28 protein-coding genes and 2 pseudogenes are annotated in these 24435 nt (G+C 69.2%); 18 read left to right on the forward strand and 12 right to left on the reverse strand.

Annotated elements, in window-relative coordinates; translation table 11 throughout:
- Window positions 1-176: 176 nt before the first annotated feature.
- The 4 genes and pseudogenes from AB0I42_RS05255 to AB0I42_RS05270 form a co-directional block, all read left to right on the forward strand.
- Window positions 177-572, forward strand: a complete 396-nt coding sequence (locus tag AB0I42_RS05255; protein ID WP_357534372.1) for a CATRA system-associated protein — start codon at window positions 177-179, stop codon at window positions 570-572.
- Window positions 559-1947: a CATRA conflict system CASPASE/TPR repeat-associated protein gene (locus AB0I42_RS05260; RefSeq protein WP_357534374.1), complete on the forward strand. Its 1389-nt coding sequence runs from the start codon at window positions 559-561 to the stop codon at window positions 1945-1947. The genes AB0I42_RS05255 and AB0I42_RS05260 overlap by 14 nt, the downstream gene beginning before the upstream one ends.
- The gene (locus AB0I42_RS05265; protein WP_357534376.1) at window positions 1944-5018 is read left to right on the forward strand and encodes a CHAT domain-containing protein; all 3075 of its coding nucleotides are present in this window, start codon (window positions 1944-1946) and stop codon (window positions 5016-5018) included. Before AB0I42_RS05260 ends, AB0I42_RS05265 begins: the two co-directional genes overlap by 4 nt.
- Window positions 5019-5046: 28 nt before the next feature.
- A pseudogene (locus AB0I42_RS05270) lies at window positions 5047-5151 on the forward strand (DoxX family protein); the annotation flags it as partial.
- Window positions 5152-5180: 29 nt separating this feature from the next.
- On the opposite strand, the gene AB0I42_RS05275 reads toward AB0I42_RS05270, so the two are convergent.
- The gene (locus AB0I42_RS05275) at window positions 5181-6245 is read right to left on the reverse strand and encodes a WYL domain-containing protein (RefSeq protein ID WP_357534378.1); all 1065 of its coding nucleotides are present in this window, start codon (window positions 6243-6245) and stop codon (window positions 5181-5183) included.
- A gap of 103 nt (window positions 6246-6348) precedes the next feature.
- Between AB0I42_RS05275 and AB0I42_RS05280 the strand changes: the two genes are divergently transcribed.
- Window positions 6349-6822: a VOC family protein gene (locus tag AB0I42_RS05280; protein WP_357534380.1), complete on the forward strand. Its 474-nt coding sequence runs from the start codon at window positions 6349-6351 to the stop codon at window positions 6820-6822.
- A 51-nt stretch (window positions 6823-6873) separates the two neighbouring features.
- On the opposite strand, the gene AB0I42_RS05285 is transcribed toward AB0I42_RS05280, so the two are convergent.
- Complete coding sequence (locus AB0I42_RS05285; protein WP_357534381.1) at window positions 6874-7815, reverse strand: oxidoreductase; 942 nt, start codon at window positions 7813-7815, stop codon at window positions 6874-6876.
- Between the two features lie 64 nt (window positions 7816-7879).
- On the opposite strand from AB0I42_RS05285, the gene AB0I42_RS05290 reads away from it, so the two are divergent.
- Complete coding sequence (locus AB0I42_RS05290) at window positions 7880-8464, forward strand: TetR/AcrR family transcriptional regulator (protein ID WP_357534382.1); 585 nt, start codon at window positions 7880-7882, stop codon at window positions 8462-8464.
- Window positions 8465-8510: 46 nt separating this feature from the next.
- Here AB0I42_RS05290 and AB0I42_RS05295 read toward each other — a convergent pair whose 3' ends face one another.
- Both AB0I42_RS05295 and AB0I42_RS05300 read right to left on the reverse strand, forming a co-directional pair.
- The gene (locus AB0I42_RS05295) at window positions 8511-8822 is read right to left on the reverse strand and encodes a hypothetical protein (RefSeq protein WP_357534383.1); all 312 of its coding nucleotides are present in this window, start codon (window positions 8820-8822) and stop codon (window positions 8511-8513) included.
- The gene (locus AB0I42_RS05300) at window positions 8819-9649 is read right to left on the reverse strand and encodes a M23 family metallopeptidase (RefSeq protein WP_357534384.1); all 831 of its coding nucleotides are present in this window, start codon (window positions 9647-9649) and stop codon (window positions 8819-8821) included. The genes AB0I42_RS05295 and AB0I42_RS05300 overlap by 4 nt, the downstream gene beginning before the upstream one ends.
- A gap of 506 nt (window positions 9650-10155) precedes the next feature.
- Between AB0I42_RS05300 and AB0I42_RS05305 the strand changes: the two genes are divergently transcribed.
- Both AB0I42_RS05305 and AB0I42_RS05310 read left to right on the forward strand, forming a co-directional pair.
- Window positions 10156-10296: a hypothetical protein gene (locus tag AB0I42_RS05305; RefSeq protein WP_357534386.1), complete on the forward strand. Its 141-nt coding sequence runs from the start codon at window positions 10156-10158 to the stop codon at window positions 10294-10296.
- A gap of 37 nt (window positions 10297-10333) precedes the next feature.
- A complete protein-coding gene (locus tag AB0I42_RS05310) occupies window positions 10334-11125 on the forward strand; it encodes an AAC(3) family N-acetyltransferase (RefSeq protein WP_357534388.1) in 792 nt (263 codons plus the stop codon).
- Window positions 11126-11443: 318 nt separating this feature from the next.
- On the opposite strand, the gene AB0I42_RS05315 is transcribed toward AB0I42_RS05310, so the two are convergent.
- The 3 genes from AB0I42_RS05315 to AB0I42_RS05325 all read right to left on the reverse strand — a co-directional run bounded on the left by AB0I42_RS05315 (window position 11444) and on the right by AB0I42_RS05325 (window position 13322).
- Complete coding sequence (locus AB0I42_RS05315) at window positions 11444-11878, reverse strand: hypothetical protein (protein WP_357534390.1); 435 nt, start codon at window positions 11876-11878, stop codon at window positions 11444-11446.
- A 326-nt stretch (window positions 11879-12204) separates the two neighbouring features.
- Window positions 12205-12810 carry a class I SAM-dependent methyltransferase gene (locus AB0I42_RS05320; RefSeq protein WP_357534391.1) on the reverse strand — a complete coding sequence of 202 codons (606 nt, stop codon included), beginning with the start codon at window positions 12808-12810 and terminating at the stop codon, window positions 12205-12207.
- Window positions 12811-12998: 188 nt separating this feature from the next.
- On the reverse strand, window positions 12999-13322 hold the full coding sequence (locus AB0I42_RS05325; protein ID WP_357534393.1) for a hypothetical protein: 324 nt from the start codon (window positions 13320-13322) through the stop codon (window positions 12999-13001).
- Window positions 13323-13452: 130 nt separating this feature from the next.
- Between AB0I42_RS05325 and AB0I42_RS05330 the strand changes: the two genes are divergently transcribed.
- Window positions 13453-14187, forward strand: coding sequence for a uridine kinase (locus AB0I42_RS05330; protein WP_357534394.1), 735 nt, complete (start codon window positions 13453-13455; stop codon window positions 14185-14187).
- Window positions 14188-14589: 402 nt separating this feature from the next.
- On the forward strand, window positions 14590-15540 hold the full coding sequence (locus tag AB0I42_RS05335; protein WP_357534396.1) for a 5,10-methylenetetrahydrofolate reductase: 951 nt from the start codon (window positions 14590-14592) through the stop codon (window positions 15538-15540).
- A 9-nt stretch (window positions 15541-15549) separates the two neighbouring features.
- Here AB0I42_RS05335 and AB0I42_RS05340 read toward each other — a convergent pair.
- Both AB0I42_RS05340 and AB0I42_RS05345 read right to left on the reverse strand, forming a co-directional pair.
- Window positions 15550-15708 (reverse strand): annotated as a pseudogene (locus tag AB0I42_RS05340) (IS630 family transposase); the annotation flags it as partial.
- 65 nt (window positions 15709-15773) lie between these two features.
- Entirely contained in the window at window positions 15774-16130 is a 357-nt protein-coding gene (locus tag AB0I42_RS05345) for a VOC family protein (protein WP_357534397.1), read from the reverse strand.
- A gap of 220 nt (window positions 16131-16350) precedes the next feature.
- Here AB0I42_RS05345 and AB0I42_RS05350 point away from each other — a divergent pair, with 220 nt between their 5' ends.
- The 5 genes from AB0I42_RS05350 to AB0I42_RS05370 all read left to right on the forward strand — a co-directional run bounded on the left by AB0I42_RS05350 (window position 16351) and on the right by AB0I42_RS05370 (window position 19729).
- Window positions 16351-17010: a class I SAM-dependent methyltransferase gene (locus tag AB0I42_RS05350; protein ID WP_357534399.1), complete on the forward strand. Its 660-nt coding sequence runs from the start codon at window positions 16351-16353 to the stop codon at window positions 17008-17010.
- Between the two features lie 259 nt (window positions 17011-17269).
- Window positions 17270-17842, forward strand: coding sequence for a hypothetical protein (locus AB0I42_RS05355; protein ID WP_357534401.1), 573 nt, complete (start codon window positions 17270-17272; stop codon window positions 17840-17842).
- 192 nt (window positions 17843-18034) lie between these two features.
- A complete protein-coding gene (locus AB0I42_RS05360; protein WP_357534403.1) occupies window positions 18035-18442 on the forward strand; it encodes a metalloregulator ArsR/SmtB family transcription factor in 408 nt (135 codons plus the stop codon).
- 1 nt (window position 18443) lies between these two features.
- Window positions 18444-19088 (forward strand): SRPBCC domain-containing protein, encoded by a 645-nt coding sequence (locus AB0I42_RS05365; RefSeq protein ID WP_357534404.1) that lies wholly within the window; start codon window positions 18444-18446, stop codon window positions 19086-19088.
- A gap of 149 nt (window positions 19089-19237) precedes the next feature.
- Window positions 19238-19729, forward strand: coding sequence for an SRPBCC family protein (locus AB0I42_RS05370; protein WP_357534406.1), 492 nt, complete (start codon window positions 19238-19240; stop codon window positions 19727-19729).
- 340 nt (window positions 19730-20069) lie between these two features.
- Here the strand turns inward: AB0I42_RS05370 and AB0I42_RS05375 are convergent, their stop codons facing one another.
- Both AB0I42_RS05375 and AB0I42_RS05380 read right to left on the reverse strand, forming a co-directional pair.
- A complete protein-coding gene (locus AB0I42_RS05375; RefSeq protein WP_357534408.1) occupies window positions 20070-20483 on the reverse strand; it encodes an Imm1 family immunity protein in 414 nt (137 codons plus the stop codon).
- On the reverse strand, window positions 20480-21136 hold the full coding sequence (locus tag AB0I42_RS05380) for a DUF6244 family protein (protein WP_357534410.1): 657 nt from the start codon (window positions 21134-21136) through the stop codon (window positions 20480-20482). Before AB0I42_RS05380 ends, AB0I42_RS05375 begins: the two co-directional genes overlap by 4 nt.
- Window positions 21137-21433: 297 nt before the next feature.
- Here AB0I42_RS05380 and AB0I42_RS05385 point away from each other — a divergent pair, with 297 nt between their 5' ends.
- Both AB0I42_RS05385 and AB0I42_RS05390 read left to right on the forward strand, forming a co-directional pair.
- Window positions 21434-21688, forward strand: coding sequence for a hypothetical protein (locus AB0I42_RS05385; RefSeq protein ID WP_357534412.1), 255 nt, complete (start codon window positions 21434-21436; stop codon window positions 21686-21688).
- 352 nt (window positions 21689-22040) lie between these two features.
- A complete protein-coding gene (locus AB0I42_RS05390; RefSeq protein ID WP_357534413.1) occupies window positions 22041-23561 on the forward strand; it encodes a HAMP domain-containing sensor histidine kinase in 1521 nt (506 codons plus the stop codon).
- Here the strand turns inward: AB0I42_RS05390 and AB0I42_RS05395 are convergent.
- Entirely contained in the window at window positions 23530-23781 is a 252-nt protein-coding gene (locus AB0I42_RS05395) for a hypothetical protein (protein WP_357534415.1), read from the reverse strand. The genes AB0I42_RS05390 and AB0I42_RS05395 overlap by 32 nt on opposite strands.
- A gap of 176 nt (window positions 23782-23957) precedes the next feature.
- On the opposite strand from AB0I42_RS05395, the gene AB0I42_RS05400 reads away from it, so the two are divergent.
- A complete protein-coding gene (locus tag AB0I42_RS05400) occupies window positions 23958-24428 on the forward strand; it encodes an SRPBCC domain-containing protein (RefSeq protein WP_357534416.1) in 471 nt (156 codons plus the stop codon).
- The last annotated feature ends 7 nt before the right edge of the window (window positions 24429-24435 follow it).

Genomic DNA, 24435 nt, shown 5'->3' on the forward strand with positions numbered 1-24435 from the left:
GGAGTGCCATTTCACCGGAAGCAGACCTCCGTGTTCGCTTTCTGGTGTGTTTCCCCTATCGAAATGCCCGGTCACGCACCCCCGGACCCGCTCGACGTCCGGAGGGTACCGGGCCGCGCCACACTCCCCCGTGGACGGTCCGGAACCCGACCCCGCCGTACCGGCCGGTGGGTGGCGTGACTGACCAGGGGCTGCCGGACCGTACGGAACTGGACGGTCTGCTGTGCGACATGTCGGACTGGCGGCTGCCGGCCGACGCCTGGCACCGGGCCGGCGACACCGTCGACCTGCTCGCCGACGCCATACGCGCCGGCGACCGGACGACGGCCGAGCGGGCCGAGGCCACGCTGGAACTCGTCGGCCCCGATCGCGCCAACCGACTCGGTGAGGAAGGATCCCTTGAGCTCACGCCACCGCCGGAGGACGTCCGTGACCGGATCCTCGAGTTCCCGCACCGCTTCGGTGCCGCGCCGCGGCGGCCCTGCTGGTCCACCGGCCCGAACGGCGTCCCGACCGGAACCGACCGATGTGGAGCTGGTCGTGCATGTCTTTCTGCCCGTGACCGGTCCTGACCGGCACACGGCACTGCCGTGGGTGCACCACGTCTGGCGGCGCTGCGCCGAGATGGCGGGCATGAACCAGGCAGTGGCTGCCCTGCCCGCCGCACCCCCGGCCGCCCTCGAGGACCTGCCGGCCGGCAGCCGACCCGTCGCCGCGTGCACCGGCCCGGGCCCCGGAGTGCACCAGGCCCTGCTGTACCGGGAACACGACCTGCTCTGCCTGTCGGTCGTCCTCGCCCCGGACGCACCCACCGGATGGGAGGTGTCGGAGCGCCTCTGGGAACGCCTCGTCGACGGCGCTCCCGTCGCCGCCCCGACGATCGGCGAGGCGCGCCTGTTCCTGGCCGCCGGACAGTGGCCGCCGACACCGCGGGCCGCGGTGACCCGCAGCGGATTCCGGGTGTGGGAGGAGCCCACCCGCGACGACCAGCGGCAGATGCGCCGGCTGTTCGCCGTCGCCCCGGCCGGTCACGCCGTACGGCTCAGCGACTGGACCTGGACCAGCGGCCCACCGGTGCCGGCGCCGTTGACCCGCTACCTCATGTCCATGGCGACGATCCGCCACCAGCTACGGATGTGGTCCCACGCGGACGAACTGCGGGCCGCCCGGGACGAGGCCGACACGCTGCTCGACCGGTTGACGCCCACCCTCGACGACGACCCGGTGGCGGTGACCACGACCGAGGAGACCGTACTCACCTGGACCCGGCACCTGGCCCGCCTGCGGTCCACCGAGGCCCGCCTGGTCACTGCCGCGTCCGACCTGCGCCGGGTACGGCGGACCGTCCAGATCGCCGCCGCCAACCGCGACCGGGCGATCCGACCGGAGGTGTCCCCGGACCCGGCCGGGCCGGGACCGTTCCGCGACGACCACGCCCTGACCGAGTGGTTCACCCACCGGCTCGACGACGACGGCGAATACCTCGACGCCGCCCGGGAGCGGATCAGCACCCTCACCCCGCTCATCGAACACGCCCTGGCGCAGCGCTGGCAGGACCGGCGCGAACGGATCTCCCTGGCCCAGGCGGCCGTGGTCGGGGCACTGGTCGTGCTGCTGACGACAGCTCAGGCGGTGGCCTACGACGTACCGCTGCCGAACGCCGCCAAGTCCGGGCTGGTGATCACCGCCGGCGCCGCCGCGCTCTACCTGCCGCTGCTGGCGTTGCGCCCCGCCGTACCGGCCCACCGGGCCCGGATCACCCGCTACGCGCATGTGGCGCTGGCCGCCGCCTGCGCCGGCGCCGCCTGGACGGTGACCGTCGCCGCCGCGCCCGGCGCGGGACCCGCGGCGACCATGACACCGCCCGTGGTGGCCTTCGCGGTCGTCTGGGCGGCCGCGACGGTCACCGACCTGCTGCGGCGCAGGCGGCGTCGGGGGGCGGCATGACCCCGCCGGACTCCACCGACCCGTTCACGCACGGCCTCGCCCTCAACGACGAGGGCATGGACCTGCGCGAACGGTTCCAGGCGACCGGGTCCGACGCCGACCTCGACGCCGCGATCGAGACCGTACGCCGGGCCGAGGCGCTGGTCGACGCCGGCGGCAGCGGCGGGACCGCCCATGGCACGGTGCTGTCCAACCTCGGTTCCATGCTGGCCACCAAGGCATACCGCACCGGCCGGCAGAACCTGCTCGAGGAGGGCGTCGTCCACCTGCGCCGCGCCGTGACGTGCGCCGCCGAAACGGTCCACGACCGCGCCGCCCGAGCCGCCAACCTCGGCCAGGCCCTGACCGTCCAGGCGTCCCTGAACGGCGACCCGACCACCCTGACCGAAGGGCTCGCGCTGCTCGAGGAGGCGCTGCGCGTCGGCGACCCCGACGATCCGGTCCGGGCCGTCGCCGCGTCGGCGTACGCGATGGGTCTGCGGGTCCGCGCCGAACTGACCGGTGCGCCCGCCCACCCGGCCGCCGAGGTCCCCGACCCGTACACGATGCCGGACACGCTCCCCGACGACGCCGACCCCGACCAGGTGGCGGCCGTGCTCGCCAACGTCGGCCTGGCCCGGCTGCAGTCGGCCGACCCCGCCGAGCGCGAAACCGCGATCGCCGGGGCACTCGACCTCGCCGCCCGGGCGGTGCGGGCCATGACGCCCGCCCGCGCCGACAGCGCGATCACCGCCAGCCACCTGGTCACCCTCGCCCTGCGCCACTACCACCGGACCGGCCGGCTGTCCGAACTGGACCGGGCCGCCGCACTCGGTGACGCGCTGACCAACCGCCTGCCGGCGGGGCTGCGACCGATGCTGCTCGTCAACATGGCGCTGGCACTGGACCTGCGTTCCCGGCGGTCGGCGTCGCGGGCCGACGCGACGCGGGCGGTCGCCCTGTGCGAACGGGCCGCCCGCGAAACGGCCGACTCGCCCCAGGTGGCCGCCACGGTCGCCCTCAACCACGCGATCTGCCTGGAGAACCGCTGGCGGCTGACCGACGACCCCCACGACCTGGTCCGGGCCAGAAGGATCCTGACCCGGGTGGCGGGCACCGCCCCCGCACCGGCGCTGCGCGGACACGCGGCGATGAACCTGGCCGCGTTGCACCTCGCCCGCGCCGAGTACACGGCCGAACAGGCGGAACAGGCATGTACGGCACCCGCCGGATCCGGCGTCGCCGGTCGGGTCGCCCGCCACGCCAACAGGCTCTACCGCACCACCCTGTCGCGGCTGAGCGCGGTCGGCGACATCGACCACGCGATCGGATACGCCACCCAGGCCGCCGCCGAACTCCCGACCGACTGGGACGGGTACGGCACCGTCCTGCTCAACCTGGCCCGGGCACACGTCGCCAGGTGGCGCCGCGACGGCCGCCCCGCCGATCTGGAGCAGGCGACCGACGACTACCGCCGGCTCGTCGACCTGGACTCCGAGGCGCCGCTGCGCAGGGTCGTCGCCGGCCAGGAGTGGGGTGACCTGGCGGCCGGCACCGGCGCCTGGCCGGCGGCCCACCAGGCGTACCGGCGCGCCGTCACGCTGCTGCCGGTGTTCGCCACCTGGCGGGCCGACCGCCGCGACCACGAGTTCGTGCTCGGAATGGTGTCGGAGTTGGCCCGCGACGCGACGGCGGCGGCGCTGTACGCCGGCGATCCCGACTACGCGGTCGTCCTCTCCGAACTGGGACGCGGCGTCATGCTCAACCACGTCACCTCGTACTACACCGAATTCGACGAGCTGGCCCGCACCGCCCCGACGCTCGCCGAGCGGCTACGGGCGACGCTGTCGGCATTGAACGAGGACGGGGTGGCCCCACCCGTACCGGACCCCGTCCCGGACGCCCGGGAAGCGGCCGAACCCGCTGATCCGCAGACGGATCTGATGACGGCTCTCACCGGCCGGCGTCACCTGATCGACCGCCTCACGCAGATCCTGGACGACATCCGGGCGCTGCCGGGCCTGGCCCGGTTCGCCCTGCCACCCCGGCCGGCAGATCTACGGGCCGAGGCGGCCGAAGGCCCGGTCGTCATCGTCAACGTCAGCCGGCACCGGTGCGACGCGCTGTTGGTCGGCGCCGACGGCGTCACCCACGTACCCCTGCCGGACCTGCGACACGCCGACGTGACCGTCCGCGCCCGGCAGCTGCTCACCGCGACCACCGACGGCGACGAGGAGACGGTACGGGCGATCCTGCGATGGCTGTGGGCGACCACCGTCGGGCCGGTGCTCGCCCGGCTCGGCGTGACCGCGCCGGCCGCCGGCGACCGGCTGCCCCGGGTGTGGTGGGTTCCCACCGGCATGCTCGCCGCCATGCCGCTGCACGCCGCCACCGACGAGAACCACTGCGCACTCGACCTGGTGGTCTCGTCGTTCGCGCCGACCATCCGGTCCCTCGGCCACAGCCGGCGGACCCGGACGACCAGCCTGCCGCGCCGACTGTGCCTGGTGCTACCGGTCACTGACGACCGCTCCGGGCTGCCCGCGGCCCGCCGCGAGGCACAACGCCTGCGGGAACGGTTCGGCGCCGACCACACCGACCTCATCGCAGCCGAGGCGGGCGCGGCGACGGTGGCGGCGGCCCTGCCCGGCCACGCCTGGGCGCACTTCGCCTGCCACGCCCGCAGCGACCTGGCGGACCCGTCGAACAGCCGGCTGCTGCTCTCGTCGGCCACCGACGGCGCCCTCACCGTCGAACGGCTGGTGCGCCTACGGGCAGACGGCGGCGAACTCGCCTTCCTGTCGGCCTGCGAGACGGCGATGTCCGGACCGCACCTGGCCGACGAGGCGGTGCACCTGGCGGCAGGCTTTCTCACCGCCGGATTCGGCCAGGTCATCGCCACCCTGTGGGCGGTCAAGGACCCGGTGGCCCGCCGTACGACCGACGAGGTCTACGCGGCGCTGATCGACCAGCGCGGCCACGCCTCCCCGGTCGCGGCGGCCGACGCCCTGCACCGGGCCGCGCTGGCGGCCCGGGCGCGCTACCCGGACGCCCCGACGGCGTGGACCGCCTACGTCCACCTGGGGCGTTGATCGGTGGCGGGGTCGCGGCCCCGCCACCAGGATAGCCGCAGCGATCGGTTTCTCGGTCATGATGGCCGGAGCGGTCGTCACTCACCTCCGCGCCGGTGACCCCGCGTACGAAGTGTTACCGGCGGCTGTCTTCGGGTTGGCCTCGATCGCGGTGGTCGTCCTCTATCTCTGTTGTTCTGACGGCGGACGGCGAGAATCTGCGGACATCGACACCGCCGACGGGGCGGGTTCGGCTGTGCTTCTGGTGAACCGGTCGGCCAGTTGCGTGAAGGCCTGCGCGAGTTCGGCGGGGCCGACGACTTCGAAGTCGGCGTCGTAGCGCGCGACGGCGGCGGCAAGGCTGGGCCAGGACCAGGAGCCGAGGGTGAGTTTGCAGCGGTCTGGGCTGATTTCCTCGACGACGCCGTCGCGTGTGTGGAGGGCGACCGTTGCCGCGGGCAGGTGGAGGATGACGGTGCCTTGGCAGGGCCAGTTGCCGGAGGCGTCGCTGGAGCCTCGGAAGGTGCTCGTGACGTAGGTGGCCACGTCTCCCCCGGGCAGTTCGCGCGGGCTGAAGCGAGGTCCGTTGGGGGTGCGTAAACGTATCCGGTCGGCGCGGAAGGTCCGCCAGTCCTGGCGGTCGAGGTCCCAGGCGACGAGGTACCAGCGCGTGTCCCGGAAGATGACGTGGTGCGGCTCGACCCGACGCGGGGGCTTGTCCGTGCTGTCGGTGCCGTAGCCGAAGCGCAGGATCTCGTGGGCGTGGACGGCGGCGCTGATCGCGAGCAGTACGTCGCCGTCGACGGGTGCGGCCGGTTGGGTGGTGGGTCGCTCGACGGCGGTGATCCGCAGCGCGTCGATCCGGTGGCGTAGCCGGCTGGGCATGACCTGGCGGATGGTGTTCAGCGCCCGTGCGGTGGGTTCGGCGAGGCCGCTACCGGCAGTGGTGGCCGCGATCTGCAGGGCGATGGTGAGGGCGACGGCCTGCTCGTCGTCGAACAGCAGCGGCGGCAGTTCGGTGCCGGCCCCGAGCCGGTAGCCGCCGTCGGGCCCCTTGACGGCGGCGATGGGATAGCCGAGTTCGCGGAGCCGGTCGACGTCCCGGCGTACGGTGCGCAGGCTGACGTCAGGCGGTCGGCAAGTGCCGTGCCGGGCCAGTCTCTGCGGGTTTGCAGCAGCGACAGCAGAGCCAGCAGCCGCGCAGAGGTTTTCCGCATGAGACGAGTCTGCCGGACATTGGTGACACAACCTGGCACCTACTGCTGCAAATCTAGGTCGGGCCGGCAGTCAAAGCAGTCCGGCGAAGCCGCCACGGCCGCTTCTCATTCGCGACACCCCGACAGGATTCATCATGGGCATCAGCACTACCGCACACCTCAACTTCCGCGGCAACGCCCGACAGGCGCTGGAGTTCTACCAGTCCGTCTTCGGCGGCCGGCTGACGGTCATCACGTACGGCGACTTCGGCATGCCGAATGGACTGCCCGACGCCGACAAGGTCGTCTGGGGCCAGGTGGAAGCCGACAACGGCTTCCGCATCATGGCCTACGACGTCCCGAGCCAGGCTGAAGCCTCGACGGGCAGCGCGGCGGCTTCGACCACGTGGCGGGAGAACGGCATGACGCTGACCGGGCAGCCGTTCTTCATCTCCATCCGCGGCGAATCCGTCGAAGAGGTCGGCCCCCTCTGGGAGAAGCTCGTCGACGGCGCCACCGTGGTCGAGGCCTACGCCACAGCGCAATGGGCCCCGGCGTTCGGAATGCTGACCGACCGCTTCGGCATCACCTGGATCCTCGACGTCGCCGCCCAGCACACCGCCGCCTGACAGCGAGGACGTACGGGTCGGTCCTCCCGCCCGGTCTGCCTACCGGATCCTTCACGGGATCTGTCGACCGTGGCCGGGAGGACTGCCCGTGCGCCCACCGGACGCGGTGGTGAGCGGGAAGGTGACGCCGGCCAGCTCCTCCGACACCGTCCACAGTCGACGGGCGACCGCGTTGTCGCGGGCGGCTCTGGACCGGCCGACGAGCTTCGGTGCACCACGGCCCTGAAGGAAGCCGCCGGGGCCGGCGTAACTGCCGGCCGGGACGTCTGCCACCGCCGCGTAGACGACAGGGAGCGCGCCGGCCTCCTCGCTCTGCGCCAGGAGACCGATGAGAGTCGTGCGGAGCCTGCGCAGCGGGGACTGCTCGTTCTCGAGGTGCCCGAGGAGGTTCGTGGCCGCCAAGCCGGGATGGGCGGCGGTCGCGATCACCGGTGACCCCGCCTCGGTCAGGCGGTGCTGCAGTTCCAGGGTGAACAGCAGGTTCGCCAGCTTCGACTGCGCGTACGCCGGGAACGCCCGGTAGGGCCTGCGCTTCCAGTTGAGGTCGTCGAGGTCGATCGCGCCCGTCCGGTGCCCGGTGGAGGAGACGGTGACCACCCGCTCCCGGATCCTCGGCAGGAGGAGATTCGTGAGCGCGAAGTGCCCGAGGTGGTTGGTGCCGAACTGAAGTTCGAAACCATCGGCGGTACGGCCCAGTGGCGGGATCATCAGACCCGCGTTGTTGATGAGCACGTCGATCGGCTCGGCGGACCTCTCGGCGAACTCGCGGACCGAGGCGAGATCGGCGAGGTCGAGCCGCCGCACGTCGACGTCGCCGGTCATCGTCGCGGCGGCGGCGCGGCCCTTGGAAAGGTCGCGGACGGCGAGTACGACGTGAGCCCCCTTCGCGGCGAGCATGCCGGCGGCGGCGCGGCCGATGCCACTGTTCGCACCGGTGACGACGATGGTGCGGCCGGTCAGGGCGGGGATCTGCGCTTCCGTGAATGTTGTCATGGCAAACAATGTATGCGGTGGCAACAATGTCGTCAACGGCAACACCTTCGGTTAGGGTGGGGTCGTGTCCCCGTACCACCACGGAAACCTCCGTACGACGTTGCTCGCCGCCGCCGAGCGCAGCTTGCGCCAGCACGGCGCGGACCAACTCTCGCTGCGCGAACTGGCCCGCGAGGCCGGCGTCAGCCACGCCGCGCCACGCCGGCACTTCCCGGACCGTCAGTCGCTGCTGGACGCACTCGCCGAGGTCGGATTCACCCGGTTGGACCAGGAGCTGCGCGCGACACTCACCGCCACCGGGCCCGAGTTCGGGTCGCGCCTGCACGCCGCAGCGGCGGCCTACCTGCGGTTCGCCACCGAGGACGCCGCACTGCTGGAACTGATGTTCACCCGCAAGCACCGCAAGGAAGCCGACCGGATCGTCGCGGCCGCCGCCGCACCGTTCGGGCTGCTGCACGACCTGATCGCCCAAGGACAGGAAGAGGGCGTCCTCCAGGCCGGCGACCCGCAACACGTGGGAATCGTGCTCTTCGCGACGCTGCAGGGCATCGCCACGCTCATCAACGGCAGCCTGGTGGCACCAGAACTGCTCGACGGGATCGTGAAAACCGCGGTCGACCAGTTCATGCGGGGATCGCGGCGGCCCTGAAGGTACGACCGGACCGCGACGGCTGAAGGACGACCGACTCGAGCGGCTACTCCCCTGTCTGACGGAATGCGTTGACCGCGGCCCGCAGGCGGAGCCAGGTCGGATCGGCGTCGTCGGCCGTGGTCAGGGTTTCGAGATCGCCGAAGTCCCACGTGTGTCGTCCGTCGTCGCGAACCAGGCTGGCGTCCAAGGCGGCGTCATCGGGCAGTTCCGTGGTGGCGGACAGGAACTGCTCAACCCGTTCGGTGTCGACGACGAGATCGCCGACACCGAACGGACCTGGGTGGCGACGCACTACAACGCTGCCGTTTCCTGCACCGCGTGGATCCCGGCCGCCGTGACGCGGCAGGCCACTCAACCGATGCCGTCGACCGCGGCCCTGAGTGCATTGATCGACGGGTCCCAGCTGAAGTTCAGGACGGGGATACCGGAAGCGGCGGCATTGCTGTCGCCACCGAGGACCACTGCCCGCGGCTTACCGGTGCCCTGGGGGACTATGAGGTACCAGTTGCCCTTCACGTTCGCGATGAACACTTCATCTACCTCCTGGTCGGGCGGGTTCGGGTGGGCGACGTCTCCGACGTAGTTCTCGAAATCTACGGTCGCGCGGAAGTTCGTCGGACTACCGGTATTCAGCCAGAGACTTGTATGCACATGCGGCCCGACACCGTAGTCACTGCCGTTCGCCGAGGCGCCGGAGTACGCGATCGTCTGGCCTCGCGACACACGTTGACCGGTTGAGACGGTGATCCTGGACAGGTGCAGGTGCCGGGTGTAATTGCCATCATCATGGGCCATCCCCACGACGCGTCCGGTCGCGGTGGAGGTGTCGGTCTTCACGAAACGGATCGTGCCGTTCGCCGCGGCCTTGACGGGAGTACCGGTTCCGACCGCATAGTCGGTGCCCGGCTCACCCGAGGGCGGCGTCCGGTTCCGGTGGTCTTGCCAAGAACTCGAAATCCGGACGTTTCCGCACGGCCGCTGATAGCTGCCAGCAGCCTGAGCGGAGCCAGGCAGCAGAACAAAGGCGGCCGACACCCCGGATGCCGCCAACGCGGCGCTTGTGATGAACCCCCGTCTCGAAAGTCCCCGCAGATAGGCGATGCCACCCAGATCCTCGGGCCGCAGGTCGCCGTGGCTTACATTGTGAGGTGGGTCAGGGCGAGGCTCCTCGCTGAGGATCATCGATGCAACCTAAGGCCACTTCCACTGAAGGGCAAGGGTTTCTCTACGATCGCTTTGGGAAGTCGCGCGAGCCCTCTCCGTGAAGTAGCCAGGCCAGGGCATGCGTCGTCGTGGGTCACGTTGCGCGTGGATCGACCACTCCCAGGACGCATCACGGTGCCTGCCGGGCTGCGGCGAATCCGCCGAGAAGGCCAGAAAGAGCCGTGCCCACTCTTCGGCAAGTCCGGACGCCCATCGGCTCGCCGGTGGTCGCTCTCCGTGCCGTGCAATCGCGGCAGAACCGGATGTCGCGTCGCGGCGCTCGGCTCCGTTGGAGACACGGACTCGTCGCAAGATCCTGCCCGGTCAAGGGGCGAGACGTGGGTGGCGAGTAGACGATCGTTTCGCAAGATGAGGCTCTGGCCCGGCTGGGCGCGGAGCGTACGGTCGTCCGGACCCTGTTACGCCAAGCCGGTCACTATCGTGATCACGTCTGGATCGGCGGCGGCGTTACGATCATCCACGGTGTGGCCATCGGCGCGAACACGATCATCGGCTCGGGCAGCGTGGTCACCCGCCCCATCCCGGCGAACGTCGTCGCCGTCGGATCGCCGGCCCGGGTGCTGGGCGAGATCACCGACGCCGACAAGACGGGCTACCGGCCTTGATGCACGTCCGACACGCGATCGTGAAGGAGGGACGCCGATGCAGTCACGGCGCCCTGTAACCCGCACGCAGCTTGCTGCCGACCTCCAAGAACTCGGCCTGAGCGCGGGAACGGCCGTGATGGTGCACACGTCACTGAAGTCCCTCGGCTGGGTCATTGGCGGCGAGCAGACGGTGCTCGATGCCCTTCGAGACGCCGTCGGGCCGACCGGAACGCTGGTGATGCCCACGCAGTCATGGCAGCTGTGCGACCCCGCCTACCTCAATCTGGAGCCCGCCGCGTGGTGGCCGGCCATCCGTGACAACATGCCCGTGTACGCGCCGCAGGTCACACCCACCCGGACCATGGGTGCGGTCGCCGAACTGTTTCGGACCGTGCCGGGCACACGGAGATCCGGGCACCCACATCGCTCGATATCCGCCAACGGGCCGCAGGCGGCGGCCATCACGGCCACGCATGATCTCGACAGCCCTGTCGGGGAACGCTCGCCGCTCAAAGCCCTGTACGACCTGGACGCGTTCGTGCTGCTTCTTGGCACGACAGCAGCGAAGATCACCGCACTGCACCTGGCGGAGGATCGCGCGCAATGGCCAGGCAAGCGCCTTGTCGGCAACGGTGCCGCCCTGATCAGAGACGGCCGCCGAACCTGGGTGAGCTGGGATGAGCTGTGGGTCGAAGACGAGGAATTCGTCGATGTCGTCGATGCGTTCGCCGTCAGCGGTGGACTCCGCCGCACCGGCCACGTCGGTGACGCACCTGCCCAACTCCTGCCGATTCGCGCCCTTGTCGACTTCGCCGCGCCGTGGTTCAGCGCACACCGAACCCGCTGAACGCCGCTGACCGGGCCCATCCCGCCGCCCCGAGGGCACCGTGGCGGCCTCCTCCACCGAGTCCTTCACGCCGTTCGGCTGCGTGCGGATGTCGTCGTCACCGCCGCCGGCGACTCCACCTACGTCTAACGGGCCTGCCCAGCGCCCGACGCCGGCATCCGGCAGCCGTTCAGACGCGCCTACCCGACGCTAGGCGCTGGCCAGCCGCCGCATGCCGACAACCTCGACCACCTTCCCGGGCACGCCCAAGCGGCCAGCCGGACAACGTCGCGTGTCGTTTCCGACGAGCGGCACTCCCGCAGGGAATGAGACCGGGTGTCAGGTCAGGTGCTCGACCTTGCGGGTTCCCAGCGGGGCGGCCAGTTGCACCAGGACAACGGACTCCAGGGCGATCGCCGAGCACTCCTTTTCGGCCGCTTGTGGCAGCAGGCCCACCCGGACCCGGACGCGCACCGCCGCCTCGCTCTCCGCCACCTCCGGCTCGGCGCCGTAGCAGTCGGTGGGTCCAGCGGTCACGGAAACCTCGAGCGTCCGGTCGTCGACGGCTCGCCAGGTGTGCCAGGGAACGACCTGTGGGTCGACCAGGTCGTTCCGGACCGGCAACGCCCCAGGGCTCGATGAAGCGTTCGGCGCCTGGGGCGCGGTGGTGTCGTCATCGGTGCCGGGCTCGGCCGCTGAGCCGCAGGCGCTCAGTGCGATCACCGCCCCGACCAGCAGCAAGGCTGCCAGCCGAGGCGATCGTCGCGTCAGCATCGGCTCAGATTACCAGTCGCCGTTGGCGGCGTTCGTGCCGTCGAGGACCGCCGTGTCGAAGTACGGCCCCCGGTTGACCCCGCCGCCATCGACGGTTCGGTCACCACCGGAGAACGTGGTCACCCGACCTACCCGGGGAAACCTCACCGCGCAAACACCGTGATCCGCCCGGCCAGGTCCCGGACGACCTCCCGGCGTCAGCCCACCCGCATGCGCATGGCCCCCTGGGAGACACCCTTCTAGCTCCCCAGAGCCTCGGCAGAGGTCTATGGAATTGCCGCCTTCGGACAGTTGGCGGCTGCCGCTCAGCGGCCCGGTGTCCTGTTTCACTCCACCGGGCGGCGGAGAACGGTGACCGCGAAGTCCGCCCCCGGATGCCAGGGACGCAGGTCCCAGGTCGCGAAGCGGTGTTCCCGGAACAGCCCGGAAGCGTTGATGTCGGCGTCGAAAGCGGCCAACGCGTATCCCCGGTCGGTGCCGAAGCCGACCACCACGATTCCGTCCGGCCGCAGGTGGGCGGCGATCCTGGTCAACACGTCGCGTTCGGTGCCCGGCGCGACAAAGGCCATCACGTTGCCGGCCACCACCACCGCGTCGAACGGTTCGGTGATCCCGGACGCCGGCAGGTCCAGGGTGGCCAGGTCGGCGACCAGCCAGCGCGATCCGGGATGGTCGGCGCGAGCCGCATCGATCAGCACCGGGTCAGCGTCCACACCCAGCACGGTATGTCCCCGGGCGGCCAGCGTGGCACCGACCCGCCCGGTGCCACAGCCCGCGTCGAGGATCCGCGACCCGGGAGCGACCATGGCGTCGAGCAGCCGAGCTTCGCCGCCCAGGTCGGCGCCCTCGGCGGCCAGTTGACGGAACCGGTCGACGTACCACTGGGAGTGGTCGGGGCCGGTATCGGTGCTCCAGCGGGTCGGTCTGCTCATGGGGTCACCGTATCCGGCCCTACACCGGTGGTGCCGATCGAGCCGCTGAGGCTCAGCCCACCAGCAACACCCACTAACCAACCAGCCATCCGTGGCGTGAGAATTCTCCGGATACGGCCGGTTCATGGGTGACGGTGCGCTCGCCGCTCTCGGGACTTGGGCCTCTGCCCCACGCTGGCCACCAGCCTTCATCGCCGCCTCAAACGGCCCAGATTGGCCGGGGTGACGGTGGTGACCCACGTCCACAGGTGGCCGCGGGGTCCTTTCGCTCCCCGCCCGCAACTGTGCACCTGCCACTCGGCGGTCCCGATCCGCTCGGCGAGCTCGCCGGCGCCGATCAGCGTGCGGCCATCGTCGACGCCCACGCGCCGGTCGCAGCCGAGCGCCTGGACATAGCCGATCCTGCGGTCTTCCAGGTCGGCGCGTAGGCCGGGGTCGGTGCCGCAGACCCCGCCGCCGGTCAGTGGCTCGGGTCGCGACACCGGACACGAAATGGTCGTCGGTTCGGGCATCGTGATTGGGCCTATCCCTTGATCAATTTCGTGAATAGTGACCGGACCTGGGATGCGGTGGGCGGGCTGAGCTGGGCCCGTCTCTGGGTGCTGATGATCTGTGCCGGTCGACTGCGATAGGTTCCGAGTCATGGATGGTCGGGCCGCGGTGCAGATGTCGGTGTCGACGTGGCAACAGCCGCTGCCGCCCCGGGCATCGCAGCAGCGTCTGGCGGTGCTGGCGGAGATCGCCGACCGCGTGTTGGCGTGTGGCGACAGGCGGTTGCGGGTTGGCGTCGACGGGTTGACCGCCGCGGGCAAGACCAGCTTCGGCCACGAGTTGGCGCAGCAGATCAGCGCGCGTGGCCGGCCGGTGCTGCGTGCAAGTCTGGACGACTTCAAGAGGCCGTGGCGTGACCGGCATCTGTATGACCGCGAGTCCGGCGAGGGCTACTACCGCCATGCTTTCGACTACGACGCAGTGGTGTCGCTGTTGCTGCAACCAGCGGGCCCCGACGGGTCCGGCGACTGCGTGCTGTGCAGCATCGATCCGCTGACGCAGATCGATCATCGTGACGTTGTCGCTGTGGCGGCAGCGGACACGGTGCTGATTGTTGATGGTGTCTTCGCGTTCCGCCCGCAGATCAACGGCTTCTGGGATTTCCGGATCTGGCTGGATGTCGACGAGGACACCTCCGTGCGTCGGGGCACCCACCGTGACCAGGACTGGGCTGGCGCACAGGCCGAGGCGGTGCACCGGGATCGCTATCTCGTGGCTGAACGGCTGTATCTGGCCGAGGTGGATCCACTGCGGCTGGTCGACGTGGTCGTCGACAACACTCTGTTCGACCACCCGCGCCTGCTGCGCGACCGGCGTGCCGGGTGAGGCGTGTCAGCCGTGCGGCTCGGCGCGAGCACGTGTGCGCCAGGCGGTAGGAGTCGGTTCCGGTTTCGATGAGGTTGCCGTCGATCGTGAGCCGGTCGACGATGGCTTCGCAGAGCCGCGGGTCGGTGAAGGTCTTGGTGCGGCCGGCGAAGGAATCGTTGGAGGCTGTCGCGTCCGGCTGAAGGTTGCGGATGACCCCGGCGCTGACCGGCGACTCGCGATGTAGGTCCGGACGTCGACGAGCCGAAGGTCCGGACCTACCTTGTGGTTTCCCGGCTTGAACTCAGAGATTGGGATCACGAACGGCCCATCGGGTTCGATGGTGCGCCAGGCCGTAGCGTGCTGCTCATGTCGGAGTCTGGACCCTTGAACGTAGGCGAGCCGGCCGGTGGCGGACCAGGAGTGGCAGAATCGCCGGGGCTTCGGGACATGCTCGCCGCAGGAGACTCAGGCATCCTGCTGTTCAGTCTCACGCCGCCCAAGCGCCACGAGACCGAGCAGCGGGTCAAGGAGATCGCGGCGGTCACGGCAGAGCGGCTGGCCCGGCTGCCGATCGACGGCCTGATTCTGTACGACATCGATGACGAATCCGATCGTCGCCCAGAGGAACGACCGTTCCCGTTCCTGCCGACACTGGATCCTGCCCAGTACTACGCCGACCACCTCAGCGCCGGCGATCTTCCGGTCGTCATCTACCGCTGTATCGGCAAATACCGCAACGAGGAACTACGGGACTGGCTCAGCCAGGCCGATCCGCAGCGGGTACTCAGCGTCTTCGTCGGTCCGTCGTCCAGGGACAAGCCGGTGCGGACCAACCTGCGGTCGGCTCACGCCGCGCACCAGCAGGTGCGGCCGGAGCTGATGCTTGGCGGAGTCGTCATCGGAGAGCGGCACACCCGCGGCCACGACGAGCATCTGCGCATGCTTGCCAAGCAGGAACGCGGTTGCTCATTCTTCGTCTCACAGGTGGTCTATCACGTGAACGAGACCAAGAACCTCATCTCCGACTACTTCTACGAGTGCCGGGCTCGGGCGATCGCGCCGCGTCCGGTGATCTTCACGCTATCGGTGTGCGGCTCGCTCAAGACCTTGGAGTTCGTCCGGTGGCTCGGCGTGGACGTGCCGCGCTGGCTGGAGAACTCCATCCGCTATGCCAGTGACCCGCTTGCGGAATCGTGCCGGCAGGCCGTCTCGATCGCCCAGGACCTAGCCGACTTCTGCCAGCATCTCAAGATGCCCTACGGCTTCAATGTGGAAAGCGTGTCAATTCGCAAGGCCGAGATCGACGCAACCGTCGAACTGGCGGCGGACGTTGCGCTACTACTGGGAAGGGGCCCGGCTGCAAACAGTTGAGGCGGCCGAGCCCAGGGCACACCAGATCCGTAGGGTGGCCCAGGCCTTCGGCGTGGTCAGCAGGGTCCGGATGCGGTCCACGGCGGGGCGAGCCGGGTTGGGGCCGGTCGGGTAGCCCGGCCCGGCCCTCACGGTCGTGGCGGACGATCACCGTCGCACTGTTTTGGGTCCGCATGCGTCGGGATCTGGTTTGCCGATGACCGCGAACGCTGCGCCGAGGGCTCCGATCTGGATCAGTCCAGACAAAGGCAGAAGGGGTGACCTGCAGGGTCCAGGAAGACCCGGTAGGACGTACCGGGCTGGTCCGGGTGTTTGGTTGCACCGAGATCGATTGCCGCTGCCTCGGCGGCATCGAGATCATCAACGAGCATGTCGAGGTGCATCTGCTTGGGTCGCTCCTGGGTCGGCCACGTCGGCGGCGTGTAGTCAGCAACCCGATGGAAGGCGATGCACTGGCCGTCCTCAGGGCAGGCCGAGGCCCGGTCGGCGGAGACGTCGACCTTCCAATCGAGCATCGCGCCGTAGAACCTGGCGAGCGCACCAGGATCGGGACAGTCGATAGCGATGAGGGGCAAGCGAGCGATGGCCATGCCGGCCAGGGTATCGACCATTACGGTTGGCGCACGGCCGGATTCCGCGCTGATGTGCGAGCAGCGCGGGAGCGGGCACTGAATCGCTGATCGCCGTGTAACCGTGGCCGCCAGTCAACCTGACCCTGGGCGTTTGGAGTACCTGACTCTGATCGGAGCCCGTAGGCCGACGAGGGATAGATTCGCCGTCACGACGGTCTCGACGGGAAGGCAACGGGGTATGGACGCCAGGACCGAGGAACTGCGGGACGCGCACGACGTGCTTTCGGAGTGGTATGCGGAGAATCTGGTCGGGGTGCTGGAGAGCATGCCGGTCGAGCGGGCCATGCTCGCCCTGTTCGCTGAGATGACCTTGGTCGTGGGTGCGGAGGTCGCCGACGTGGGCTGCGGCACCGGACGGCTTCTTCCTTACCTCGCGAGCCGGGGTCTGTCGCCTCGCGGGGTGGATCTGTCGCCCAAGATGGTCGAAGTAGCGCGGCGAGAGCACCCAGGCTTCGCATACGAGGTCTCCGACCTGCGCGAGCTGCCATTCGAGGACGCGTCGCTGGCCGGGGTGGTGTGCTGGTTCTCGTTGATCTACCTTGCGCCGGACGCCAGGGAACGTGCGTTCGCCGAGCTCGGCCGAGTCGTCAAGCCCGGCGGATACCTGGTGACGGCCTTCAAGCACGGCGACGGCACCTTGCACCGTAACGCTCCAGGCAGCCGCGTCGAGAGCTTTGGCATCGACTTCGACCGGTACTGGCTCTCCGCCCGAGAAATGGAGGACCGCTTCGCCACCGCCGGTTTCGCCCTGGTCTTCCAGGGCAGCACCCCGGCCGAAGAAGCGGAGCCCCCATACGGGTACATGCTGGTCCGCAGGACCGACCCCAGGAGTACGTAGTCGCATACCGCTGTACGGCGTGGTCATGCACCAGGGCGCACGTCGGGCAGATCGGCGACTTGGCGGAGCAGCGCTGGTTCGGCCGGTGCGCGGTGCTGCACGACGACGCCGGCAAGCCCGTCCGAGATCTACTTCTGGGGGTTCTCGGGGGACTGAGAGGACGTATCGAGGCATCGCCCGTCGTCACCTTCGACAACGCTCTCTGGAACGGCGGAGTTCGGGATCGACGTACCGGATTCGGGCCAGAGCGGTCATCGCCTTGATCCTCGGCGCGATTCTGACGATCAGCGGTCCCGTTCTCGGCGTGCTCGTGGGCAGTCTCGCCCTCGTCCCCAGCGCCCTCAGCTACGCGGACAGCACCACCCGCCTCGCCCCGACCGGAACCGTCGAACTCGACCCGAGGGAATCCGTGTTCCTTCTCGCCCCGGTCGCCGACCTCGAACACGCCGACCACCAGACATGCCGGGCGCACACGGGCAACGGCGTGGAGGCAACCGTCACCTACGAACCGGCCAGCGCCCTCAACACCCTCGTCAGCGGAACACGCTACGAATCATTCGGCCGCGTCACCGCCACAGCACGCGGCGAGTACACCATTGCGTGTGAGGCAAGCGTGGATATCGTCGCCGCTCCCCCGTTTCACCTCTCCGAGGTCTTCGGCCCCCTCGCCTGGTGGACCGCAGGAGGCGTCGCCCTCTCGCTGATCGGCGTGGTCGGCATGATCGGCGTAATCGTCGGCGTTGTCGGCCTCAGCCGCGCACGCAACGCGAGCGAACACGGCCCAGCCCGAACCTCGACAAGATCCCCGACCCGTGAGAAAGCATCCGCATGACGCAGAACCAGGCTCGTTCGCCTTTGTGATCGCGGGCATCGCGGTAAACCGTGCCTACCGCTACGGAGCGCCGGTCCCCATCCTGATCGGAGGAGCAACCATCGCCGCCGCCTGGATCGCGCCATCCGCTGCCATGCCCGCCAGGATGCCAACACTGGCTTATATAAGTGAAGACCGGTACGATCCATGATCGTGCACGCGTTCGACATCCTCGGCGACCCGGTACGCCGGCGCATTCTGGAGCTGCTCGCCGACGGTGAGCTGACCTCTGGCGCGATCACGGACGTGGTCCGGGCCGAGTTCGGACTCTCCCAGCCGGCTGTCTCACAGCATCTGCGCGTGTTGCGTGGCAGCGGGTTCGCGTCGGTGCGGGCCGAGGGCGCTCGCCGGTTCTACGCCGTCGAGCCCGCGCCACTGAGCGAGGTTGACGCGTGGTTGGACCGGTTTCGCCGGTTGTGGGAACAGCGCCTCGACGCTCTGGGAACCGAACTGGCCCGGGGCAGGCGTGCAGCTCGGGCTCCGGCTGGTGGGGAGCCCGCCCGACCGGCCGGGTCCGGCACCGATGCGGACGAGACAGATCCATCAGCGAGGGGAACATGACATGAAAGACGTACTGGACGAACTGGCCGCCGCGCGGCGGGCAATGGGCAAGGGCAGCGTGCCCGCGGGCGACGCGTACACCATCGAGGTGCGGCGGCGATACGCAGCGCAGATCGACGACGTCTGGGACGCCGTTACCAGCCCCGAGCGGCTGCGCCGCTGGTTGAAACCGGTCACCGGGGATCTGCGGCCTGGCGGGAAGTTCGAGTTGGACGGTGGTGAGCACGGCGAGATCCTCCGGTGCGAGCCGCCGCGCCTGCTCAAGGTGTCGTGGCTCTACGGGCCGGACGCGGACGCTTGGCCCGGCACGAGCGAGGTGGAGGTGCGCCTGGCCCCGGGCCCGACCGGCGACACCGAATTCGCGCTGATCCACGCGGCGGTCGTCGAGGAGCCCCTCTTCCCGACCTACGGCCCCGGTGCCGGCGGCGTTGGTTGGGACCTGGCTCTCCTCGCCCTTGCCCGACTGTTGGCCGGCGGCGAGACCACCGACCACGACGGGGTTCAGATGTCGCCCGAAGGGCGCGAGTTCATCCGGCGCAGCGCCGCGGCCTGGGGCGAGGCTCACCTGGCCGCCGGTGGCGAACCGGAGCACGTCGCGGCCGCGGTCGAGGCCACCACGAAGTTCTACGCACCCGACCCGACCTGACATCCCCGCTGCTGTGGGCTGACCGGCATCCATGGCGCTCGCACCCCTGACGAGAATCGTCAATCGCGGGACGGATGTCAGGCCCCTGCGTCGCGGAGAAGGACGAGCAGCACAACAGCATGTGGTCCCACACCTAGGAAGAATGCGCGATGAAATACACCAACTCGATCGAGATCGCCCTGCCGCGGGAGCGCGTGGCCCAACTGCTCGCCGACCCGGCACACCTACCGAAGTGGCTGCGGGGCATGGTGCTGCACGAGCCGGTGAACGGGATACACGGGCAGCTCGGTACCACGTCACGGGTCGTGCTGCAGTCGGGGCGGCGGAAGTTCGAGTGCACCGAAACGATCACCCGCCGGGATCCGGCAGACCTGCACGGGATCCCGAAAGAGAGCGTCGTTCACTTCGACCGCGAGACCGTCGGCGCGGGCATGTGGAGCGTCGTGCGCGATCGGCTGACCGAAGCCGATCCGGAGACGACGCTCTGGGAGAGCGAGAGCGAATACCGGTTCAGTGGCCTGCTGATGCGGCTGGTGGGGCTTCTGATGCCCGGTGCCCTCCACAAACAGTCGCAGCAGCACATGCAGGACTTCAAGGCGTTCGCCGAACAGGGCAGGGATGTCCGCGAAGAGAGGAACTGACCTGCCGCGATCAGCAACGAGAGTCTCCGACGGCGATCGGCCGCCGCCGGGAGCGCCCGGTCACGGCATCTTGGGGCGTGATCATCATCGAGCACTCCCGTTCCCACGTGGGGACTGTCCCGAGGTGTCTGGTGGCGGCCGCCGCCCCCCGGTCGCCGCTGTCTCGCCAGGTCATTGGTGCGCGGCCAGGAAGTCACTCCGGGCGGCGAGCAGGGCCTGCTCGTGGGCGGCCGTACTGCGATCGTGGACCGCCCCGCGGACCTGATCTGATCTCGCTGTGTCTCGGTATCAACGTGCGCGAAGCCTGGCCCGGCGTCGACGGATGGCAGTCGACCTGACCTCAGACCTGTTCCGTCATTGATTGCCAGTCGATGTGGCCGGGGCGTTGTCCGCCAGTGGCCAGGAAGTCGCGTGCTGCCTGCCGGGCGGTTGCCGGGTGGATACGGGTCCTGGCCGTCGAGTACTCGGTCGGGGTGCCACCGTAGTCGAACCAGATCGGCTCGGCAACGGATTCGAGGGTGGTATCGACGGCCCAGACCTGGTCGGGCTCCAGATATGCAAACGACCGGTCCGGGTGCCCCAGCCCGATCTGGAGGAGCCTCTGTTCGTCCCACGGATCGTCGTGCTCGGGGTCGAACAGGTTTACCACCTGTGGCCGCCGCTCGTGGGTGATGTGGTCGAGCACGGTGTCGAGTTCCTCGACGGTGGCGACCCGGACGGCGGTGTTGCGGCCCCACTGTACGGCGAACTTCACGGCCGGATCCCTTTCCCGTTTCCCTCGTACTCGTCGTAGTACCGCACCCACGGCCGTTTTCCCGAGCCTCCGAGCGCTTTTGCCTCGGCCACGACCGCCTCTACATTCCGCAGGGTGGCGGCACCGTGCTGCCCGACGATGACCAAGGCCTGCTGGACCGCGTCCAGCCGGGCCATCATCACGCCGGGATCGCCGCCCCGCAGGATCACACTGGTCAACGCCTTGGCCTGGTCAACCTGGCCGATGAGTCGCCGGACCTCGGCGGAAAGCGTGCCCAGACGATCCAGTAGCAGGGCAAACACAGCGGTGATCTGCCCGGCCGTGGGCTGTGTGGACGCGTTCGCCGCCGCCGTCCCGGTCTGGTCGACCATCACCGATAGGCGGCCGATCCCGGCCTGAAGTTGCCCGAGCAGGTCGCCGACTCTGGTCATCTGCTGGGCGATCTCGATGAAGCCTGCCCCCGCCGCGTATGCGGCTACCTCCTGCGCGGCGTGGTCAGCGGCCGCCGTCTGCTCCTGCGTATACCGGATTGCCGCCGTCGCCGCGCGCAGGCTGGTATGGATGGAATCGGTCAGCAACATGCCCACCCCCCGATCGACCAGCCCATCATCCGCAACGAGCTGGCTTTCACGGAAGCCGATGGGAGGAATCATCGAGCGAAGGCATGCAGACCGAACAGCTACCTGACACTCCTGGTGTTCGGTGGCTGTGTCACGGTCCGACGGCGGAGATCGCTGTCGCAGGGAGCGTGTGTGCTGGTCGGGGCGCAGATCTCCTCGGCGCGCAATGCGGATATGACGTTCCCTCCGTCCTGGACCGCAGCGGGTACGAATCATCGCGACTGCATAGCGTCCCGTGACACGGTTCCGACATCTTTTCGAGGGATACCTGCTTGTCTTCTCTGTCGGCCGACTGATAGGTGGACTCCGTACCTCCGTCCAGGCGACCGAATGCTGTCGCCGAGCACCCGGCTCTGCCTGTTCGCCGGTGACCTGGCCACCCTGACGCTCGCCCAGCCGGAACACACCCTGCACTTCGGTCTGGGTGCCGCGGCCGGCACCTGGCAGGGCGGTTCCCGGGTGGTGGACGTGACCGCGCTGGCCGGAGACCGGATCGGTGTTCCGGCGGCGGGCCAGGCCGCCTCGGCCCGATTCGCGGCAAGCATGATCGCGACCGCGCCGCAGGTCACCGTCACCCGCCGGTGACCTCGCGGTGGGCGCACCGGTGTCCGCGATCCCGGGCACCGGTCGCCGACCACGGATTCGGCGCACGACGATGCCCGCGACGGATACCCGTCCAGACCGGCTCATCCTCGAGGTCGACGCCGCCCGCCCACATCGCCGATTGCCACCCGGACCACGGCCGGCATGTCCGCACGCGGCATCCGGATTCCCGCCGATGCATTCTTCCTCTCGGCATCCTCTCAGAGGACGACCATAAGATATTCAGCTTCCGCTGCGATAGTCACCGAATGATCCCATGTGTTGGGAGCGAGGTTCTGCTCGCCTATAGGGACAGTCCCAACATCCTCGAACTGCTCCTGCGTAAGCCGGCGGCATGATCGTCCACCTGCCGCTCAAGGGTCGGGTCCGCGGCATTCCCCTGCGGGTCAAGCTGGTCGCCGCGGTCCTGGCCCTGGTCACCGCCGCCCTGGTGGTGATCGGCGCGAGCAGCTCCTTCTTCCTGCACCGCTATCTGGTCGATCAGATTGACGCGGGACTGGGCGGGTTCGTCAACCGGGTGAAGGCGACCGGTCAGGTCCCCATCAACCAAACCGCCGGTCTGCCGACCGACTACGTAGCCGTACTCATCGACAAACAGGCAGGCGTGGGGCGGACGGTCACGGATCAGCGTTTCGCCGCCACGGACCTCCCAAGCTGGCCAACCAGCCTCAATTGGTACGAGCAGAGGGTCAACAAGATCTCGACAATCCACGCGGCCGGCAATCACCTGCGTTGGCGGGTCACCGTCGGACAGCTCAACGACCAGCAGTTGCTCGTCGTGGGGCAGAGCCTGGCCGGCGTCGACCAGGCCGTCCGGCAGCTGATCTTGATCGACGTACTGGTCGGTTGCATGGTCCTGCTGCTGCTCGCCTCGATAGGGGCAGCGATCGTAGGTACCAGTCTTCGGCCGCTGGTGGAGATCGAGCGGACCGCTGCAGCGATCGCCGGCGGCGATCTGACCAAGCGGGTACCGGACCCGGAGCCCGGCGTGCCGGAGCCGCGCAGCGAGCTGGGACGGCTGTCCCAGGCACTCAACGCAATGCTTGCCCAGATCGAGGCCGCGTTCACCGCGCAGGCGGTCTCGGAAGCCGCGGCCCGGCGCTCGGAAGAGCGAATGCGGCAGTTCGTGGCGGACGCATCGCACGAACTGCGTACTCCGCTGACCACGATCCGCGGCTTCGCCGAGTTGTACAGGCAGGGTGCCGTCGGCTCGCCGGAGGAGACCGCCCGGCTGGTCCGACGGATCGAGGATGAAGCGTCCCGGATGGGTCTTCTCGTCGAGGATCTGCTGCTCCTCGCCCGCTTGGACAAGGAACGGCCGCTGACACTGGCACCGGTCGAACTGCCGATGCTGGCGGCCGACGCGGTGCAAGCCGCTGCCGCAGTCGCGCCCGAACGTACGATCGGGCTGGAAGTGGCACAGGGCGCCGGCACGCTGGTGGTATACGGCGACGACGCCCGGCTGCGGCAAATCCTCGGGAACCTGATGACCAACGCGATCACCCACACGCCCTCCGGGGCAACCGTCACCCTCCGGCTGCGACGGGAAACGGGTGACCTGGCCGTCGTGGAGGTCGCAGACACCGGTCCAGGTCTCTCGCCTGATCAGGCTGAGCGGGTCTTCGAGCGGTTCTACCGCGCGGATGTGGCCCGGACCCGGCGGACGGACGGCGCGACCGGTGCGGGCCTGGGCCTCGCTATCGTCGCCGCCCTGGTCGCCGCACATCAGGGCGGCGTCGAGGTGGTCGAGACGCAGGGTGGAGGAGCCACCTTCCGGGTACGGCTGCCGCTCGCGCCTTCGGTCGGCGACCCGCCTCGGGCCGTCACGGTTTCAAGGGCGGAATCGTCTCGATGATCGCTTCGACGGTTCTGGCGCGCCGCCGCGAGCCGGTCAGCCCAGGGTGTTTCCGGCCTACGGACTCCTCCCACGACTTGGCCGACCACGGGCGGACCTCCAACCAGACCAGGGCCATCCCGACCATCTTGGGCCGAAAGTCATCGGGCTCGATCCCCGCGGGGTCCACCGTCACGACGGCCTTGTCGAGCGCCTTCATCGCCTCGTCGGGCTTCCTCAACCAGTAGCACCACCCCGATGATCACCAGTCAACCAAACACCTCGTTCCAATCCTCGCTCACCTCATCCACAGTAGAGGCCGGCCCGTTCCGTGTGAACCGCCCTGGATCTTGCAGAGGCGAGCAGGCAAGAACCCCACCGCCCGAGTTCGAAGTCGGAGATACGTACTATCCCCGAATGACGAACGATCCGATTGCGCCCGACCTTGAAGTCACGAGGGTGTTGGCCGCATCGCCCCAACAGATCTGGTCAGCTTGGGCCGACTCGGATGCGATCACGTACTGGTGGGGACCCGATGGCTTCACGAGTACGGTACGCGAACTCGATCTGCGAGATGGCGGCCGATTCGACGTGGTGATGCACGGCCCGGACGGAGCCCGATACGAGAACGTGTACCTCTTCGAGGAGGTGGAGGTAGACAAACGGGTTGCCTACCTCCACCAAGGTTCGAAAGAGCATGGGCTGGCTCCGTCGCGCTCAACAATGATCATTGAGGCGGAGGACGCCGCCGCGCCACGAACCCGCGTGACTCTGCGCTCGTTCTACGCGTCGGATGCCGATCGGAAGCGGCACCTTGAAGACTTCCAGGCGGCCGCCGGAGCGAGTCAACTGCTCGAGCGACTCGAGCGTGTTGCCATACAACGCTGACGGGGTG

Origin of the sequence: Polymorphospora sp. NPDC050346 (assembly GCF_040655695.1) — a bacterium.
Taxonomy (GTDB): domain Bacteria; phylum Actinomycetota; class Actinomycetes; order Mycobacteriales; family Micromonosporaceae; genus Polymorphospora; species Polymorphospora lycopeni.

Excerpts from the sequence above, each read along its gene's own strand:
- AB0I42_RS05265 (WP_357534376.1), top strand. The coding sequence starts at position 1,944 with ATGACCCCGCCGGACTCCACCGACCCGTTCACGCACGGCCTCGCCCTC.
- AB0I42_RS05280 (WP_357534380.1), top strand. The coding sequence starts at position 6,349 with ATGGGCATCAGCACTACCGCACACCTCAACTTCCGCGGCAACGCCCGA.
- AB0I42_RS05285 (WP_357534381.1), bottom strand. The coding sequence starts at position 7,815 with ATGACAACATTCACGGAAGCGCAGATCCCCGCCCTGACCGGCCGCACC.
- AB0I42_RS05300 (WP_357534384.1), bottom strand. The coding sequence starts at position 9,649 with ATGATCCTCAGCGAGGAGCCTCGCCCTGACCCACCTCACAATGTAAGC.
- AB0I42_RS05310 (WP_357534388.1), top strand. The coding sequence starts at position 10,334 with ATGCAGTCACGGCGCCCTGTAACCCGCACGCAGCTTGCTGCCGACCTC.
- AB0I42_RS05315 (WP_357534390.1), bottom strand. The coding sequence starts at position 11,878 with ATGCTGACGCGACGATCGCCTCGGCTGGCAGCCTTGCTGCTGGTCGGG.
- AB0I42_RS05320 (WP_357534391.1), bottom strand. The coding sequence starts at position 12,810 with ATGAGCAGACCGACCCGCTGGAGCACCGATACCGGCCCCGACCACTCC.
- AB0I42_RS05325 (WP_357534393.1), bottom strand. The coding sequence starts at position 13,322 with ATGCCCGAACCGACGACCATTTCGTGTCCGGTGTCGCGACCCGAGCCA.
- AB0I42_RS05330 (WP_357534394.1), top strand. The coding sequence starts at position 13,453 with ATGGATGGTCGGGCCGCGGTGCAGATGTCGGTGTCGACGTGGCAACAG.
- AB0I42_RS05345 (WP_357534397.1), bottom strand. The coding sequence starts at position 16,130 with ATGGCCATCGCTCGCTTGCCCCTCATCGCTATCGACTGTCCCGATCCT.
- AB0I42_RS05350 (WP_357534399.1), top strand. The coding sequence starts at position 16,351 with ATGGACGCCAGGACCGAGGAACTGCGGGACGCGCACGACGTGCTTTCG.
- AB0I42_RS05365 (WP_357534404.1), top strand. The coding sequence starts at position 18,444 with ATGAAAGACGTACTGGACGAACTGGCCGCCGCGCGGCGGGCAATGGGC.
- AB0I42_RS05370 (WP_357534406.1), top strand. The coding sequence starts at position 19,238 with ATGAAATACACCAACTCGATCGAGATCGCCCTGCCGCGGGAGCGCGTG.
- AB0I42_RS05380 (WP_357534410.1), bottom strand. The coding sequence starts at position 21,136 with ATGATTCCTCCCATCGGCTTCCGTGAAAGCCAGCTCGTTGCGGATGAT.
- AB0I42_RS05385 (WP_357534412.1), top strand. The coding sequence starts at position 21,434 with ATGCTGTCGCCGAGCACCCGGCTCTGCCTGTTCGCCGGTGACCTGGCC.
- AB0I42_RS05390 (WP_357534413.1), top strand. The coding sequence starts at position 22,041 with ATGATCGTCCACCTGCCGCTCAAGGGTCGGGTCCGCGGCATTCCCCTG.
- AB0I42_RS05400 (WP_357534416.1), top strand. The coding sequence starts at position 23,958 with ATGACGAACGATCCGATTGCGCCCGACCTTGAAGTCACGAGGGTGTTG.